Origin of the sequence: Phocaeicola sp. HCN-40430 (assembly GCF_037890285.1) — a bacterium.
GTDB classification, from domain to species: domain Bacteria; phylum Bacteroidota; class Bacteroidia; order Bacteroidales; family Bacteroidaceae; genus Phocaeicola; species Phocaeicola acetigenes.
Genome location: NZ_JBBKBS010000008.1, coordinates 1 through 18392, shown reverse-complemented (window position 1 = coordinate 18392; position 18392 = coordinate 1). Strand labels below are relative to the sequence as shown.

10 protein-coding genes are annotated in these 18392 nt (G+C 39.6%); 7 read left to right on the top strand and 3 right to left on the bottom strand.

What is annotated here, in order from left to right:
• The first annotated feature begins 29 nt into the window (after nt 1–29).
• The 3 genes from WKU26_RS05040 to WKU26_RS05030 all read left to right on the top strand — a co-directional run bounded on the left by WKU26_RS05040 (nt 30) and on the right by WKU26_RS05030 (nt 4738).
• Complete coding sequence (locus tag WKU26_RS05040; RefSeq protein WP_340321137.1) at nt 30–2696, top strand: 4-alpha-glucanotransferase; 2667 nt, start codon at nt 30–32, stop codon at nt 2694–2696.
• Nucleotides 2697–3698: 1002 nt separating this feature from the next.
• The gene (locus WKU26_RS05035; RefSeq protein ID WP_340321136.1) at nt 3699–4157 is read left to right on the top strand and encodes a Spi family protease inhibitor; all 459 of its coding nucleotides are present in this window, start codon (nt 3699–3701) and stop codon (nt 4155–4157) included.
• An 11-nt stretch (nt 4158–4168) separates the two neighbouring features.
• Nucleotides 4169–4738 carry a hypothetical protein gene (locus WKU26_RS05030; RefSeq protein WP_340321135.1) on the top strand — a complete coding sequence of 190 codons (570 nt, stop codon included), beginning with the start codon at nt 4169–4171 and terminating at the stop codon, nt 4736–4738.
• Nucleotides 4739–4814: 76 nt separating this feature from the next.
• On the opposite strand, the gene WKU26_RS05025 is transcribed toward WKU26_RS05030, so the two are convergent.
• The 3 genes from WKU26_RS05025 to WKU26_RS05015 all read right to left on the bottom strand — a co-directional run bounded on the left by WKU26_RS05025 (nt 4815) and on the right by WKU26_RS05015 (nt 9000).
• Complete coding sequence (locus WKU26_RS05025; protein ID WP_340321134.1) at nt 4815–5927, bottom strand: hypothetical protein; 1113 nt, start codon at nt 5925–5927, stop codon at nt 4815–4817.
• 73 nt (nt 5928–6000) lie between these two features.
• Entirely contained in the window at nt 6001–7374 is a 1374-nt protein-coding gene (locus WKU26_RS05020) for an MFS transporter (protein WP_340321133.1), read from the bottom strand.
• Between the two features lie 30 nt (nt 7375–7404).
• Nucleotides 7405–9000: a DUF6377 domain-containing protein gene (locus WKU26_RS05015; RefSeq protein ID WP_340321132.1), complete on the bottom strand. Its 1596-nt coding sequence runs from the start codon at nt 8998–9000 to the stop codon at nt 7405–7407.
• Between the two features lie 227 nt (nt 9001–9227).
• Between WKU26_RS05015 and WKU26_RS05010 the strand changes: the two genes are divergently transcribed.
• The 4 genes from WKU26_RS05010 to WKU26_RS04995 all read left to right on the top strand — a co-directional run bounded on the left by WKU26_RS05010 (nt 9228) and on the right by WKU26_RS04995 (nt 18361).
• Nucleotides 9228–11081 (top strand): glycoside hydrolase family 13 protein, encoded by a 1854-nt coding sequence (locus WKU26_RS05010; protein ID WP_340321131.1) that lies wholly within the window; start codon nt 9228–9230, stop codon nt 11079–11081.
• 178 nt (nt 11082–11259) lie between these two features.
• Entirely contained in the window at nt 11260–13440 is a 2181-nt protein-coding gene (locus WKU26_RS05005; RefSeq protein ID WP_340321130.1) for a glycoside hydrolase family 97 protein, read from the top strand.
• Nucleotides 13441–13627: 187 nt separating this feature from the next.
• Nucleotides 13628–16708 (top strand): SusC/RagA family TonB-linked outer membrane protein, encoded by a 3081-nt coding sequence (locus WKU26_RS05000; protein ID WP_445323216.1) that lies wholly within the window; start codon nt 13628–13630, stop codon nt 16706–16708.
• 12 nt (nt 16709–16720) lie between these two features.
• The gene (locus tag WKU26_RS04995) at nt 16721–18361 is read left to right on the top strand and encodes a RagB/SusD family nutrient uptake outer membrane protein (protein ID WP_340321129.1); all 1641 of its coding nucleotides are present in this window, start codon (nt 16721–16723) and stop codon (nt 18359–18361) included.
• The last annotated feature ends 31 nt before the right edge of the window (nt 18362–18392 follow it).

Genomic DNA, 18392 nt, shown 5'->3' with positions numbered 1-18392 from the left:
AAAAAGATAAACTAATACCTCAGAAAAATATGAAACTAACTTTTCGCATTCAGTATCGTACGGTGTGGGGGGAATATCTTTGTGTAATCTTGAATGAGGAAGTCATCGAACTGTCTACTAAAGACGGGAACGAATGGCAGGGCACTGCCGAATGCCGGCTTCCGGAAGGAGATTCACTTGTAACCTACCGGTACGGTGTTTTCCGCGACGGAGTCTGTATCCGTAAAGAACTTGGAGCTATATCGCATTCCTTTTGTATCGGGAATGCTCAACAAAGTCATTTGATTCTATGCGATTGTTGGAGAGATTTACCCGCAGAATCATATCGCTACAGTTCGGCTTTTAATGGCATTTATGTACCTCAGCAACCTAACAAATTATCCGATGGAGTAGGTAGTTGTATCACTTTCCGTGCTCTTTGTCCGGGTCTTAGTGTGAAGAAACAGGCACTCGGTCTTATAGGAAGCTGCGATGCATTGGGAAACTGGGAATATTGCCGTCCGTTGCGGATGATGGAAGTACAGCCTAATGTATGGCATCTTACATTGGATGCCGCCTCTCTTCGATATACTTTCGAATATAAATTTGTGGCCATCAATGTAGAAACTGGAGCTGTAGAAGAATGGGAATGCGGTTCCAACCGTATATTCCATATTCAGCCACTTCTGCGTGGTGAAACTTACCTGCCGATGGAAACTGAAGTGTTCTTCAATCTTCCGCAACGTAAGATTGCAGGTAGTGCCATTCCGGTATTTTCACTTCGTTCGGAAGGCAGTTTTGGAGTCGGCGACTTTGGTGACTTAAAGCACTTTATCACCTGGGCTGCCGAAACCGGGCAACAAGCTGTGCAGATTCTGCCTATCAATGATACTACAATGACTGGTACGTGGACTGATTCGTATCCGTATAGCAGTATTTCTATTTATGCATTTCATCCTATGTTTGTCGATTTGCGTCAGTTGCCCGTGTTGAACGACTGGAAACTCGCCAAGCAAATGGAAGAAGAGCGTATTCGGCTGAATGCGTTGCCACAAGTAGATTACGAAGAAGTGAATCGCCTGAAACAAACTTATCTGAAAGCCGTTTTCCAGCAGGAAAAAGAACTGATATTGGCTTCCGAAGGGCTTCGCAGTTTCTTCCACGATAACGAAGAATGGCTGATGCCTTATGCGGCATTCTGTTATTTGCGCGATCGTTTCGGAACCCCCGATTTCCATCAATGGGGAGAATATAGTGTGTACGATGAAGAAAAGGTACAGGCACTTTGTGCATCCGACAGCGAAGCTTATCCGGAAATTGCATTCCATTATTTTGTGCAGTATGAGCTCCATATCCAGTTGCTCGATGCCTGCAATTATGGTCGTAGCCGTGGAGTGATTGTCAAAGGAGATATACCAATAGGTATCAGTCGTACCAGTGTGGAAGCCTGGGTAGAACCCTATTACTTTAACATGAACGGACAGGCTGGTGCTCCACCCGATGCTTTCTCTACCAAAGGCCAGAACTGGGGAATGCCAACCTACAACTGGAATGTGATGGAGAAGGATAATTATCAATGGTGGCGCCGCCGTTTCTGTAAGATGGCAGAATATTTTACAGCTTACCGTATCGACCATATTTTGGGATTCTTCCGTATTTGGGAGATTCCAGTCCACTCTGTGCATGGCCTGTTAGGACAGTTTGTCCCTTCTTTGCCTATGAGTAAGGAGGAAATCCAGAGTTTTGGTTTACGTTTTCAGCCGGAATTCATGACGAAACCGTTTATCAACGACTATATATTGAATACCATGTTTGGCGAACGGAGCGAAGAGGTTCGTCAGACTTTTGTACAGCATGTACATCACGATATCTACGAGATGCGTCCGGAGTTTGATACGCAACGTAAGGTTGAGGCTTATTTTGCAGGAAAAACAGATGAGGCTGATCTTGATCTGAAAGAAGGATTGTACTCACTCATTAGCGATGTGCTGTTTGTGGTAGACCGTGATAATCCGGAAATGTATCATCCGCGCATTGCCGTGCAGAACGATTTTGTATATCGTCAGCTTACCGGACAGGAACAGGAAGCGTTCAACCGCCTGTACAATCACTATTATTATCAGCGTCATAATGATTTCTGGTATCGGGAAGCCATGAAGAAACTGCCGGTACTGACGCAGTCTACTTCCATGCTGGTATGTGGAGAAGACTTGGGTATGGTGCCCGACTGTGTGCCTTGGGTAATGGATCAGTTGCAGATTCTGTCCTTGGAGATACAACGTATGCCCAAAAATCCTGAACATGAGTTTGGGCACGTCAGCGAATATCCATTCCGCTCGGTATGTACTATCGGTACACACGATATGTCTACCTTCCGCGGATGGTGGGAGGAAGACCGTAGTGTAACAGAATCTTTCTATTATCGTGAGTTAGGTCATTGGGGAGATTTACCGGAACATGCTCCGGGTTGGCTGTGTGAGGAAGTGGTACGCCGTCATTTATACAGTCCGTCCATGCTTTGTATTCTTACCTGGCAAGATTGGACGGCGATGGACGAATCGCTTCGTAATCCGGATATTGAAATTGAGCGTATCAATGTACCGGCCAATCCGAAACATTACTGGCGCTGGCGTATGCACATCACGCTGGAAGAACTGATGAAGCAGGATGCTTTCAACGAAAAAATACGTAGCATGATTGCCGAAAGCGGTCGTTAGAAGTGACAGATTTTTATGATAGCAAGTGGTTGTCGCACGTGTGGTGGCAACCACTTTTTTTATCTTTTGGTAAATATCATATTGGTAGGTAAAATGGAGTTTTTATATTAAAAAATAAGAAAATGTTCTTTCCCGATAACTCGTATTTTGAATAAAAAGTTCGCTCACGGCGATAAAAACTCCTTTTTAGAATCGGAAAACCTCCTTGAAATATGTTATAGGACAGGTTTATGAAGCCTTTCCCGAAGGAAAATACGACCTTTATCAAGCGGCAACAATACTTGTAACGAGGGCTGACGGTACTAGAATCGTTGCCTTACGCGATTAGTCGCGTTGACTGATGCTTCCTTTTGTTGGTTTTTACCTGTTTTCGGGGGATTTCCGGTGCTTTTTCGAAGCAGATTCTCTTCATTTTTTGAAATGATAAAAGGCTGCTTTTCCCTTGATTTTTCGATTCCGGTGTCTGGTGTAGACTATTCTTTATGTTGTTTAGAAGGATAAAGGCTGTAATTTCTGTCTTTCTGTATTTTATAAAGGCCGAAAAACAACCGAATTTTCCACGACTTCTGTGCCGGTGGTCAAATAATGCCGTGTAGAAGCATCTGAATTGACATTTTGTAAATAGTGAGAAATGAGAAAAAGGAGGGGGAGACATTGTATCATTTTGTCAAAGTCATAAGTCGGGTTGACTTACGATAAAAATGTAATGTGTTATTATGTGCTACGACAAAATTTGAAAGGCTTAAAAAGAAAAATGGATAAATATTATATTTCAACTTTTTCATAATGCTGTGAAATCTTTTTCTTCAGCATATTTTATAGATAAAGTTTGTATAAAAATTATTTTTTTTTATCTTTCCAAAACCATGAAGTACTAAAGTTTATATAGATTAAGTGAGAATATTTTTCCCTATGCATAGAAAGGAGGAGATTATACATAGGATGTCTATGCTTTGAATGATAAGTCCTTATCAAGTAGAGTTTTATTTAATGATGTATTTTATGAAAGCAAATCTTTTCCCCTTTTTAGTGAGTTTCTTCTTCTTTTTTGCATGTCAAAAAGAAGAAGTTTTGCAGACTGATTGTTCAATAAAAGCTCCATTAGCAAAAGAATCTTTGTTACTGATTGACAAAGAAACTGTTGATTTAACTCCTAATGATGCTCAAAAAGTAGCTTTATTATTTCAGAATCAAGACAATAGTCGTTCTGATAGAAATTCTGAAGTAAAATCTATTAAAACGGTTGTGGGTAAAGAAAATACGCCTATCGCTTATGTTGTGAATTTTAGGAAGGGTTTTGTAATAGTGAGTGCCACTAAACTTTATAATCCTATATTGGCATTTTCGGATGAAGGTACTATAGATGATTCTATTACATCTGCTAATGGATGGTATGAATCTATTTTTGATATAGACTATGGCGAATATGCCGGTGAGTTTGGTATTCTTTGTATATCTTAATTATATTATCTATGAGAAGTATTTTATTGTTGTTTAGTATGTTGCTGTTTTTTTCAGCTTGTAATGATGAAGAGGTACTGATAGATGAAGTACCTAAGAGAATAGGGTCGTATACAGATCATAATTTATATTTGACTTTTGAAAATGATAAAAAACAAGATTTGACATCAGAAATAAATTTATTTCCTGCAAATGAGGAGGGAACATTGTATATGACTTCTGTAGAAGATTTTAGTGCCCGTTTTTTTATGAATGGATTAGAAGATAATCGACAGTTGGGGTGCTTTGTGATAAAAAGAGAAGATGGCCATAATATTTTTTGGATACATGCTGTTAGTAATGTAGGATTCGAGAAAGAAGATCCATTGGGGTTGTCCGAAGATATTTATTATCCTTTCACATATAAGATTATGTGCCCATCTGTATTTGGAGACACGGAAGAGCATACGATAACTGTATTGCAACGTTCTATTGATACTGGTACTCAGAATATGTGTAGTGTGACAGTTGAGGATGAAGTATTAGTTACTAATGTGAAAAATGGGTTAAAACCTTATATAATAGTTATTACTAGTAAATAAGTCATATATTCGTAAATATAAACGGCTACAAGTTCTTTTTGAGCTTGCAGCCGTTTCGTTATGGTTAGTACTACGATTATTCTTTCACTTGGATGGCTTTTTCAAATTCAGCCCAGTGTTCATCAGTCATGTTCGACGGGATGAAGAGAGCTACACCTGCTGCACCTGCTTCGATAGATCCGCGTACAGCTTCACCGATTTCAGATGGAATCAAACCGTGTCCTTCCGGATCTTTGATGTTGGCTTTGTTCTGCCAGTCGCGACAGATGAACAAGCCACTATATACCGGAGCTTTACCGTTTACAGATTCTACTTCTTCTTTAGTTACTTTACCTACCCATGAAGCTGGTTCCAGATAGAAGTCATTGTAGTTCATCGGGAAGAAAGCATCAATGTTCCATTTGTTCCATTCCTGGCGAACCAGTTTCTTGGCATACGATTCCGGACCAGGGAATACAGCCGCACTTACTTTCTTTCCTTTAGCATGTACTGCATCTGCAATCTTGTTTACCAGGTCGGTAATCTTGTGATAACGGAATTCTTTCCATTCCTGGCAAGTAGAAGGATCTTCTACAGCCTTGATATCAATACCACTTTCAGCCTTGAAATCAGCTACACACTTGTCGCAGTAGCAATAGTCGGCAGTAGGATATTCTTCGTTCATCACCAGTCCGTATTTGTCCCACAAGCCACGAGCCAGAATAACATCTACGTAGCGGATATAATCCAGATGAACGAAGTCTACTTCAGGAATATCTGCAATCTTGCCATATTCGGTTACCAGGTAGTTGATTACATCCTGATTGTTCGGACACATACATTTGTAGTAAGGAACATAAGCCTGTACGTTGTAGGCTGATTCACCTTTACGGTTTACGGCATACCAGGTAGAATCGGCATCTCCTTTCAGCATAGCTGGAATCCATGCATGATATTCCAGGCCGTTGGCATGAGCAATTTTAGCAGCACGGGTGTGCTTTTCTACATTGAATCCACCGGCATTGTAACACATACCTACCAGTCCGTGGTCTTTCCATTTCTTGAAATCGGCCTGAATGGAAGCTTCAGTGGCGTCTTCTCCTTCACCTTGCCATCCGTATACCGGAATAGTTTTTACAGCCCCGCTGTTACACGAGGTCATGCCTAATACACATGCAGCTGCAATAGCTAATAACGATTTTACTTTCATACGTTAGGTTGATGTTTATAAATTATTGTTTTTCAAAATATCTACAAATATCCGAAAAAAAAATGATGATTCCTTATCCTTCGGCAGATTCTTTATGTTCTTTGATGATAGACACGCATAATGCACCGATAATAAGCAGTACTCCTGCCAGTACAAGCATGTTGACTTCTGGAGCAATCTGCCCTTCGGTTGTGAACAGTTTTAAAATCCATCCTCCTGCAACAGCTGCTATAATCTGGGGTACACAGATTGTGCCGTTGAATAGTCCTAAATAGGTGCCCATATGCCCTCCGGTGAGTGCGTTGGTCAGAATCGTGAACGGCATAGCCAACATGGCTGCCCATGCACATCCGATAAGCAGGAAGGATACAAACAACATGTACTGGTTGTGAATAAAAAGAATGGATATGAATCCGATTCCTCCCAATACTAAACTCAGTGCGTAGGCGAATTTACGGTTTTTAATAGACGGCATGGTAGCAGCCCAAATTACAGAACCGATGGCTTGTACTGCAAAGAGAATACCTACCCAGTCGCCCGCAGTCTGGTATTGCAGAGATTGTGTATCGAGAACCATGTGAGTCACTCCGTCCTTTACCAACTCTATAGCCGGAGTGTTGAATACATTGGCAGCAATGGTTCCGTTGGTATAGGTCCACATGAACATGAAAGCAGCCCAGCAGAAGAACTGTACCAAACCCACTGTCCAAAAGGCTTTGGGGGCTTTTACCAGTAATTTGAATACATTGGTTTTTTCCTGTTCTGCCTCTTTGGTAATTCCGTGATATTCGGCATAAAGTTGGGGAGGATATTCTTTTACTTTTACAGTCGTATAAATTACACAAAGAATAAGGATGGCTGCTCCAATGTAGAAAGAGTAGATGACAGAATCTGGAATGACACCTTTAGGAGCTATATTGCTGATACCAATCGCTGCAAAAATAAAAGGGAAGAGATAACCGGCTAAACTTCCGGCATTGCATAGAAAACTTTGAATGGAATAGGCAAGCCCTTTCTGCTTTTCGTTTACCATATCGCCCACCATCATTTTAAAAGGCTGCATGGCAATGTTGATGGAAGTATCCAAAAACATCAGTGAAATCAGACCGAAAATCATAGCTGCCGATACTCCCATACCGAAACTGCCGGCATTGGGAAGAAGACACATTACCAGTACGGCAATCAGGGCTCCTACAAACAGATAAGGAATCCGTCGTCCGAAACGGCACCAGGTTTTGTCGCTTAAAGCACCGATAATAGGTTGCACGATGATTCCCGCTAAAGGAGGCAGTATCCAGAAATAACTTAAACTGTGAGGGTCGGCTCCTAAAGTAGAGAATATACGACTAATGTTTGCACTTTGTAAGGCGTAGGCTATTTGCACACCGAAAAACCCGAAACTGATGTTCCACAGTTTCCAGAAATTTAAATCAGGTATTTTTTTCATGGTAATATTATGTATATGTATTTCCTTGCCTTACAGATTCATTACCTCCTGTTCGAAATTCTCTTTATCGCCAATGGCTTTATTTCGAATCTTACTGCGATAATTGTAAACAGTGGCTAAAGAGTAACCTAAAAAGTGGGCAATACGGGCTGCATCGGTTACTCCCAAACGAATCAGTGCAAATATACGAAGTTCTGTATTTAAAAGTTCACCTGATTTAGGATAAATTTTTCCGTCTTCTGATAATAAATTGTTAAAGTCGTTGATAAAATTGGGAAAGAGGTTTAAGAATGATTTGTCGAACTCATTGTAGAAACTCTTTCTTTCGTCGCGTAAAAACTGTTCGGAACGAATGGTTTTGAACAATTCTTCTATTTTAGAAGCCATAGCCAGTTTCTCTAATGAACGCCTGTACTGTTCCAGTTTTTCCAGATAACTTACGCAACGGTCTAAATAGCGTGCAATGTATTCTTCTTTGATTTTTCCGGTTTGTGCTAATTTGCTGTTGACTGCTACTAATTGAGTATTACTTTCGTAGAGACTTTTTCGCATGGCCGACAGTTTTTTCATCCAATAATAAAGATAGAATGTGGCAACGATAAGCAGAAATGCCAGTAAGCTGATACAGATAAGAAGTTTTTTGGTAATAGCCTGTTCTTCAGCTTCTTTTACCTTGTATGCTTTGTCAATAATAGGATATACTTCAGTTACTTCCAGAAACCGGAGGCGGGCATTGCATGCTACGGCATCTTCCATAGAACAGTTCAGGTATCTGTAAGCCCTTTCCAAGTCTCCTTGTTCGTAGATTAAACGGGCCAGTTTCTGTAAAGAAGCATATTCCCGGACAGCCATTTTCATGTCGAGTATGGCTGTCTGTGCCAAGTAATACATTTGTTTTTCTACGTCTTTCTTTACCTCATAGGCTTCGGACAAAGTGTAATTAATATAGGCCAACTTTTGCATGCTTTGTGGCTGTGAACTCAGCTGTTTGAGCAGAGTGATGGCTTCGTCTGGTTTATTGTATAATAATTTTTTCTCTGCGAAAACAATATCACAATCGGGTCCTGGAGAAGAAAGGAGCAGGATAGAATCTCTGTATAAGTCTGTTTGTTTCAAATACTTCCTTTTGGCAGAGGCTTCGGCTGTATAGTCGGCAATCCAACCGTAATAGGCACGATAAGTGCGGTAATAGTAGTCGAGTGCTCCTTTTTCCAGTTCATGGGGATTTATCTTCTGCAATTCCAGTAAGGCTTCGTTGTACATACCCATCACTCCCATGACTTCGGCACGATTGATGATAATTTCGTTTTTTAAGTCAGGGCGGTTTAATTCTGGCAGAATCTTGGATTTTCCGTTGATATAATATAAGGAGGAGTCGGCTTGATAATGGAGATATTCATAAAATAAGGAGCCGCACAAATTGTATTTTTCCCATATATCTGAAGAATGCTGCAAACGTTCTTTTAGATTCTGAATGTTTTCTTCGCGTTGGGAGTGATAAATCTCTTTTTGTAAGATTACTCGATCTAATTCATTCAATACTTGTTGAAGTGACACAGATTGTGCATGGATAGAAGCGAACCATACATTTATAAACCCGAATAGGAGTAATGAATATGCTCTCATAGTATCTTGTCTGCATTTGATTTATGCAAATATATAATAATTCTCAAATAAGATATTGTCTGGCATGGAAAAACTTTTCTTTTTCATTTATAATATTAGCAATGTATCTATTTATTATATACTTGAATAATAATGATTTATGCGTATTACCTGTTTATATTTTTATTGTATGAAAAGTACCTTGTAGAGAAAGCCTATACATTTGCATCAAACCAAATACCTATATCATGAAACAAACACTATTAATCATTATGGCTGTACTTTCTTTTCTAAGTGGACACTCTGCCACTCGTACGGCAACAATCAAAAAAATTGCTCCGACTTTCTGGTGGGCAGGAATGAAGAATCCTGAATTACAGATTTTATTGTATGGGGATAATATTGCATCTTCTGAAGTAACACTTTCTAGTAAGAATGTGGAATTGAAGGAGGTTGTCAAACAAGAGAATCCTAACTATTTGTTATTGTATGTAGACTTATCTGATGCTACTCCTCAAACATTTGATATTTGTTTGAAGCAGGGACGGAAAACTACTGTGGTGCCTTATGAACTGAAACAGCGTACTCGTAAGGGAACAGATATAGAGGGATTTACATCGAGTGATGTACTTTACCTGATAATGCCAGACCGTTTTGCAAACGGAAATCCAGACAATGATGTGATACCGGGTATGCTGGAAAATAAAGTTGACCGCACTGAACAGTATGGTCGTCATGGGGGAGATCTTCAGGGAATCTCTGAACATCTCGACTATATTGCTGATTTGGGTGTAACTGCAATCTGGTTGAATCCGACACAGGAGAATGATATGCCGGAGGGATCTTATCATGGATATGCAATTACTGATTACTATCAGCTTGACCGTCGCTTTGGTTCTAATGATGACTTTAAGCAATTGGTTGAAAAATCACATGAAAAGGGATTGAAGGTCGTAATGGATATGATTTTTAATCACTGTGGAAGTGAAAACTATTTGTTTAAGGATAAACCGTCTAAGGACTGGTTCAACTTTAAATCGCAGTATGTGCAGACTTCGTTTAAAACAGCCAGTGTGATGGATATACATGCCAGTGAGTATGAACGCAAGATTGCGACAGATGGTTGGTTTACTCAGGTGATGCCAGATTTAAATCAGCGTAACCGTCATGTAGCACGCTATTTGATTCAGAGTAGTATCTGGTGGATTGAATATGCGGGGATAAATGGTATTCGTCAGGACACGCATCCGTATGCTGATTTCGATTTTATGTCGGAATGGTGTAAAGAAGTGCTGGATGAATATCCTTATTTCAATATTGTGGGGGAAACATGGCTGAATAGTAATGTGCTGGTATCTTATTGGCAGAAAGATAGCAAATTGGCAGCTCCAAAGAATTCTAATTTGCCTACTGTAATGGACTTTCCTTTGCAGAGTCTGATGAATCAGGCTTTTGACGAAGAAACAACCGACTGGGCCAATGGTTTGTTCCGTTTGTATGATTATCAGACTCAGGATTTGGTATATGCTAATCCTATGAATCTTTTGATTTTTCTGGATAATCACGATACTTCTCGTTTCTATAAAAAAGCAGAAGATACAAAGAACTTGAACCGTTATAAACAGGCAATGGCCTTTTTGTTGACAACTCGTGGTATTCCTCAGATTTATTATGGAACAGAAATTCTGATGGCTGCAGATAAAGGACAAGGAGATGGCTATTTGCGTTGTGATTTTCCTGGTGGATGGGCAGGTGACCCGATTAATTGCTTTACAGCTGCCGGACGTACTGAATTGCAAAACGAGGCTTTCGATTATACCCGTAAACTTTTGCAGTGGAGAAAGAATAACGATGTAATAGGAAAAGGTAGCTTGAAACACTATTCTATTGCAAATGGAGTGTATGTGTACGAACGTAGTTATCAGGGAAAATCGGTTGTAGTGATTATGAATGGAACTGATAAAGAACAGGTCTTGAATTTGGCTCCTTATAAAGAAAGTCTGTCTTCGCAGCAGGCTACTGATTTCCTGACAGGAAAAACTGTAAATCTGGTGGATAAACTGTCTTTACAGTCACGGGAAACATTGATTTTGTGTTTCTAACAGGTTTATATTATTGTTCCTTTTAGTGAAGTGTAACTATTTGAATAATAATCTATTATTGATTATATAAAGAGGTTTTGATTTATATTTTTATTCTGAGGGGTATAACAAGTAATCAGACCCGATAGCTTTGCAATACACGTTCTGATAACGTTGGCCCTTTAATACTTGAAGAACTATGAATTTGAAAAAACATTTAACCTTTGCAACTTTATTCTGCTGTGCCTTGTTGGCAAATGCGCAGAAACTGACTTCGCCGGACGGTAACTTAGTCATGAATTTCAGTCTGAATCAGGCTGGGGCTCCTGTATACGATTTGTATTTTAAAAACAAGGTTGTAATTAAACCGAGTACATTGGGACTTGAACTGAAAAAGGAAGATGCTGATAAAAAAACAGACTTTGAATGGACAGAGCGGACTGATAAAGATCAGCTGGATATTAAAACTAACCTGATGAACGGATTTACTGTAGCTGATACTCAGACTGCCACTTTCGATGAAACATGGACTCCGGTATGGGGAGAAGAAAGCAGCATCCGTAACCATTATAATGAATTGGCTGTAACCTTGAATCAGGCTATGAATGATCGGAAAATGGTGATTCGCTTCCGTCTGTTCAACGATGGTTTAGGTTTCCGTTACGAGTTCCCACAGCAAAAGAATCTGAATTATTTTGTAATCAAAGAAGAGCATTCTCAGTTTGCAATGGCAGGAGACCATACTGCTTTTTGGATTCCGGGAGATTATGATACACAGGAATATGATTATACAGTTTCTAAGTTGTCTGAAATCAGAGAGCGCATGAAAGAAGCGGTTACTCCTAATTCTTCACAGACTGTATTCTCACCTACAGGAGTACAGACAGCTTTGATGATGAAAACAGAAGATGGCTTGTATATTAACTTGCATGAGGCTGCTTTGGTAGATTATTCTTGTATGCATTTAAATCTGGACGATAAGAATATGGTGTTTGAATCATGGCTTACTCCAGATGCTAAAGGTGATAAGGGATATATGCAGACTCCGTGTCATTCCCCCTGGCGTACAGTGATTGTGAGTGATGATGCCCGTAATATTCTGGCTTCACGCATGACATTGAATTTGAATGAACCTTGTAAATATGCCGATACTTCTTGGATTAAGCCGGTGAAATATGTCGGAGTATGGTGGGATATGATTACCGGTAAGGGAAGTTGGGCTTATACAGATGAACTTTCAAGTGTAAAACTGGGAGAAACAGATTATAAGAATACCAAACCAAATGGTAAACACTCTGCTAACACTGAAAATGTAAAACGTTATATTGATTTTGCCGCAGCACACGGTTTTGATGCAGTACTGGTTGAAGGATGGAATGAAGGATGGGAAGACTGGTTTGGAAAGAGTAAAGACTATGTGTTCGATTTTGTAACTCCGTATCCGGATTTTGATGTGAAAGAAATTCATCGTTATGCAGCAGATAAAGGTGTGAAGATGATGATGCATCATGAAACTTCTGCTTCTGTACGTAATTATGAACGTCATATGGATCAGGCTTATCAGTTTATGGTAGATAACGGATACAATTCTGTGAAGAGCGGATATGTAGGCGATATTATTCCACGTGGCGAACATCATTATGGACAATGGATGGTAAACCATTATTTGTATGCTGTAACTAAGGCTGGAGATTATAAGATTATGGTTAATGCGCACGAAGCGGTACGTCCTACAGGCCTTTGCCGTACATATCCTAACCTTATCGGTAATGAGTCTGCTCGTGGTACTGAATATGAATCGTTCGGTGGAAATAAAGTGAATCATACTACTATCCTGCCGTTTACCCGATTAATTGGAGGTCCGATGGATTATACTCCGGGTATTTTTGAAACTGATTGCAGTAAGATGAATCCGAATAATAATTCTCGTGTCCGTTCTACTTTGGCTCGTCAGTTGGCGTTGTATGTAACGATGTATAGCCCATTGCAAATGGCGGCAGATATTCCGGAGAATTATGAACGTTTCATGGATGCTTTCCAGTTCATTAAGGATGTAGCGATTGATTGGGATGAAAGCAAATATCTGGAAGCAGAGCCGGGTGAGTATATTACTATTGCCCGTCGCGCAAAAGGCACAAACGACTGGTATGTAGGCTGTACTGCTGGCTACAATGGTCATGAATCGAAATTGGCATTGGATTTCCTTCAACCGGGAAAGAAGTATGAAGCAACTATTTATGCCGACGCAAAAGATGCTAATTGGGAAACCAATCCACAGGCTTATACTATCACCAAGAAAAAGGTAAGCAATAAGAGTAAATTGACTCTGAAAGCTGCCATAGGAGGCGGATACGCTATTTCTATTAAGGAAATAAAATAAACAAAGTAAGAACTCTTTATCATAGGAGGACACTGGCTTTGTCTTCCTATGATATTATATAGATTTGGTTTATTGATGTTTATATAAGGTAAGGAATAAAAAATTATCTTATTTGAAAAGGTTGAGATTCGTATCGTTTTCAATAGGTATTTATTACGATAATATTCTAATACTTTAATTTAATAATATGAAAATAGAAGGAATGAAAAAAATGAGTAAGTTCTTGCTATTATGGTTAGTAGGAGTTTTACTCTCTGTACAAGCCTTTGCACAAGGCATTACAGTTAAGGGTGTGGTGAAAGATAATACCGGTGAGCCGGTTATCGGTGCAAACGTATTGGTGAAAAACACTACCAATGGTACTATTACCGACTTTGATGGTAATTTTACGTTAAATGCTAATAAGGGAGATATTGTAGTTATTTCCTTTATTGGATATAAAACTCAGGAGTTGCCTGCTGCAGCTATGATGAATGTAATTCTGAAGGATGATTCAGAAATGCTTGATGATGTAGTTGTAATTGGTTATGGTTCTGTGAAGAAAAGCGATTTGAGCGGTTCGGTTGTTGCCATTAAAGCAGAAGAAATGAATAAAGGTGCAGTGACTTCTCCTCAAGAGTTGATGCAGGGTAAAGTTCCGGGATTGTCTGTTGTGTCAGGCGATGGTGGTCCGGGGTCTGGTGCAACTATTCGTATCCGTAGCGGAGCGTCTTTGAATGCAAGTAATGATCCTTTGATTGTGATTGATGGTATCCCTACATCCAATGATGCAGCTCCTGGTACATCGAATGCATTGGCAACAATTAATCCTAACGATATTGAAACATTTACCGTTTTGAAAGATGCCTCTGCTACCGCTATCTATGGTTCTCGTGCATCTAACGGTGTCATTATTATCACTACTAAAAAAGGTTCTACAGGCAAGATTAAAGTAGCTTACAATAGTACCTATACATACAAAGATCCTTATAAGCGTTTGAATACAATGAGTGCTGGCGAGTTCCGTCAGGCAATGCAACAGCAGTATCCTGTAGGTACAACAGCTGGTGATGCTGTTAATTCTATTTTGAATATGTATCCAGATCAGGCTACAGACTGGCAGGATCAGATTTATCAGGGAGGTTTGAGTACAGACCAGAATATTGCTGTCTCCGGTAAGGCTGGCTTTTTACCTTTCCGTGTATCATTTGGCTACAACAAAGAACGTGGTACATTGAAAACATCAGAATATGAAAGATATACCGGAGCCATTAATATGAATCCGAAATTCTTTGATGAGCATTTGTCTGTAGATATCAATGTAAAAGGTACAATCAATAATAACCGTTTTGCAGATTCTGGAGCGGTAGGAGCTGCGGCTTTCTATGATCCTACTAAGCCTGTATATACAGAGGCACCTTATGGTTACAATGATTATTATAACTGGACTGTTGTGACTCCTAATGCAGATGGAGGATATTCTTATGCTGCAAATAAGTTGGCAGGAGTCAATCCGCTGTCTTTGTTGGAAGATGTATACAATCATGGTACTACCAAACGTAGTTTGGGTAATTTACAACTGGATTACAAGTTTCATTTCCTGGAAGACTTGCATGTAAACTTAAATTTGGGATATGACGTAGCTACTACTATAGGTGACAGTTATGTAAATCAAGGTTCATTCCAAGCTGCAAAGGACACAGACTTTACTAATGTAGGGCAGGGAGGAAGTTGGAGTAACCTTCGTAGAAACCATTTGTTGGACTTTTATTTGAACTATAAGAAAAATATAGAGGCCATTAAGAGTAACATCGACTTTATGGCAGGTTATTCATGGCAGCATTTTTATTATAGCAACTTTACTCAGACACAGTCAAATGTGGTAGGTTTTGATACTTTCGGTGAAAAAGAAGGATGGACTTATAATAAAGAAACGCAGCGTTATGTACGTAATGATAGTCGTAGAATTCCTTATGAAAACTATCTGGTCTCGTTCTTTGGACGTTTGAACTATGGTGTGCTGGATAGATATTTGCTTACTGCTACCTTGCGTCGTGACGGTTCTTCCAGATTCAGTAAGAATAATCGTTGGGGACTTTTCCCATCTGTGGCATTGGCTTGGAGTATCATTAATGAGCCGTTCATGAAAAAGACTACAGATGTATTGTCGAATTTGAAAATCCGTTTGGGGTATGGTGTGACTGGTCAGCAGGAAATCGGTGACTATATGTATCTTACCAAATATGTGTTCAGTACCAATAACAACACTATGTACAATGGTACTTATTTGTTGAAACCAGACGGCTACAGCCCTGACTTGAAATGGGAGGAAACAACTACTTATAACATTGGTATCGACTATGGTTTCCTGAATAACCGTATTAACGGTAGTATCGAATTTTACAAAAAGAAAACCAAAGATTTGTTGAATACAGTAAGTGCTCCTGCTGGAACTAATTTTGTGAACCAGATTACAGCCAATGTGGGAACAATGGAGAATTCCGGAGTTGAGTTTAACGTAAATGCAATGGTTATTCAGTCGAAAGATTTCTCTTGGGAATTGGGTTACAATGTAACTTGGAACACAAGTGAGATTACTCAGCTGACTGCAAATTACAATCCAGATTACGAAGGTATCGTAGCTGGTTCTGCTCCTTATGGAACCAATGTAGTGCTGTCAAGACATCAGGTGGGAAACACTCCTTATAGCTACTGGCTCTTCCAGCAGGTATACGATGAAAATGGTAACCCCATTCAGAATGCATTGGTAGACCGCAATGGTGACGGACAGATTACGGATGCCGATCGCTATTTTACAGGAAAGAGTCCTTTAGCAGATGTATACATGGGATTGAACTCACAGTTTACTTATAAAAACTGGGATTTGGGTTTCAACTTGCGTGCCAGCATCGGAAACTATGCATTTAATGCAAGTGTGGCAGATAATGCTTCTCTGAATAATTTCGGAAACCAGGGCTCTTTGTCTAACTTGTATAAGACAGCAGTTGATGCAACTGGCTTTGCTGCTACAAGTACAATTGAACAGAAATGTAGTGACCTGTTTCTGGAAAATGCATCTTACTTGAAGATGGATAATATCACATTGGGATATTCTTTCAAAAAGTTCTTTACAGATAAGATTTCCGGAAGAATTAGTGCATCAGTGCAGAACGTCTTTACTATCACCAACTATTCGGGTATGGATCCTGAAATGTCGGGTACGGGTATTGACAATAATATCTGGCCTCGTCCCAGAACATTTACACTTGGACTTAATCTTAATTTTTAATACGCTTGACTTATGAAAATAAAAAATATAACAGCTTCATTGATAGCATCGGTTATGTTGCCATTGACCGGATGTGTGGGAGATTTGGATGTATTTCCATTGGATAATCAGGTAATTTCATCCGATAAGGCTTATTCTGATGCGGAAAGCTATACAAAGGCATTGAATAAGATTTATTCTGTATGGGCTCTTTCGGGACAGGATGGCTCCGGCTCTTCTGATATTAGTGGACTAGACCCCGGTAACACTGTATTCTTGCGTTGCTGGTATACTCTGCAGGTGGGTACTACTGATGAAGCAAAGTGTGCATGGAATGATTCATGGGTAAAATCTATTAACGGTCTTACATGGAGTACTGCACAAGTGGAATCTATCGAAGGTGTTTATCAGAGAGGCATGTATGTCGTTGCTTTGGTAAATGACTTTATGAAAAATATCGGAAATGCTCCAGAAGGAATCAATAAGGAACAATATGCAGCTGAAGCTCGTTTCTGCCGTGCACTGGCTTATTATGCATTGATGGATTTGTTTGCACGTCCTCCTTTTATCACAGAAAACAATTATTCATTGGCCCCTGCTCAGCTGAGTCGTACAGAGTTATTCAATTGGATAGAATCAGAACTGACTGGAATTTATAATTCTTTACCTGATAAACCTGTATATGGTTATGCTGGAAAGTCTGCTGTTGATGCACTGTTGGCTCGTATGTATCTGAATGCAGAAGTATATACAGGAACTTCCCGATATAAAGACTGTATTACTCGCTGTAATAATATCATATCCAGTCAGAATTATCAGTTGGCAGAAAATTATGCCGAATTGTTTATGGCAGACAATGGAGAGAATCCTAAAGCTAATAGAGAGATTATCTATCCTGTTTGCTTTGATGGTATTTCTGCTCAGTCTTATGGAATTGGAGCCATTATTTTGGGTTCCAGATCCAATAGTGAGTCAGGACCGGCTACTTATGGTTGTGATGCTGGATGGGATGGATTTAGATCAACAGGAAATTTGGTTCGTTCATTCGAGTTTGAAACCAGTGATGAGAATCAGTGGACAGCAGACAATATCCTGGATAAACGTGGTATATTTTACAGCAAAAACCGTAGTATTGATATCGTAACAATGGCTCAGACTACCTTTACAACAGAAGGATGGGCTGTCTACAAATATACTAATCTGGCCAGTGATGGAACTGCTGGGAAGAATACGACTTTCCCAGACACAGATTTCCCTCTCTTTCGTTTGGCTGACGTGTATCTGATGTATGCAGAAGCGACTGCACGCGGTGGTGAAGGAGGAAATATGCAGGATGCTGTAAATTATGTGAATGAACTTCGTGCCCGCGGATTCGGCAATCATGACCACGATATTGATGCTAACTGGCTGACTGCAACAGCAGCGGTAGGTGGAACAAAAACCTCAATAAAATATGGTAATATTTTGAATGAACGTGCTCGTGAAATGTATTGGGAAGCTACTCGCCGTACCGATTTGATTCGCTATGGATTGTTTACCGATTCAAAATATACTTGGGCTGAAAAAGGCGGTGTCATTACAGGTATTGGTGTGGATAAAAAATATAATGTTTTCCCAATTCCTACTTCAGACTTGAGTGTAAATGGAAGTTTGGTTCAGAATGAGGGATATTAATAATCTTAATGAAGTACAAATATGAAAAAAA

Bases quoted from the DNA above. Each gene is read 5' to 3' on its own strand.
- WKU26_RS05040 (WP_340321137.1), top strand. From the start codon at position 30: ATGAAACTAACTTTTCGCATTCAGTATCGTACGGTGTGGGGGGAATAT.
- WKU26_RS05035 (WP_340321136.1), top strand. From the start codon at position 3,699: ATGAAAGCAAATCTTTTCCCCTTTTTAGTGAGTTTCTTCTTCTTTTTT.
- WKU26_RS05030 (WP_340321135.1), top strand. From the start codon at position 4,169: ATGAGAAGTATTTTATTGTTGTTTAGTATGTTGCTGTTTTTTTCAGCT.
- WKU26_RS05025 (WP_340321134.1), bottom strand. From the start codon at position 5,927: ATGAAAGTAAAATCGTTATTAGCTATTGCAGCTGCATGTGTATTAGGC.
- WKU26_RS05020 (WP_340321133.1), bottom strand. From the start codon at position 7,374: ATGAAAAAAATACCTGATTTAAATTTCTGGAAACTGTGGAACATCAGT.
- WKU26_RS05015 (WP_340321132.1), bottom strand. From the start codon at position 9,000: ATGAGAGCATATTCATTACTCCTATTCGGGTTTATAAATGTATGGTTC.
- WKU26_RS05010 (WP_340321131.1), top strand. From the start codon at position 9,228: ATGAAACAAACACTATTAATCATTATGGCTGTACTTTCTTTTCTAAGT.
- WKU26_RS05005 (WP_340321130.1), top strand. From the start codon at position 11,260: ATGAATTTGAAAAAACATTTAACCTTTGCAACTTTATTCTGCTGTGCC.
- WKU26_RS05000 (WP_445323216.1), top strand. From the start codon at position 13,628: ATGAAAATAGAAGGAATGAAAAAAATGAGTAAGTTCTTGCTATTATGG.
- WKU26_RS04995 (WP_340321129.1), top strand. From the start codon at position 16,721: ATGAAAATAAAAAATATAACAGCTTCATTGATAGCATCGGTTATGTTG.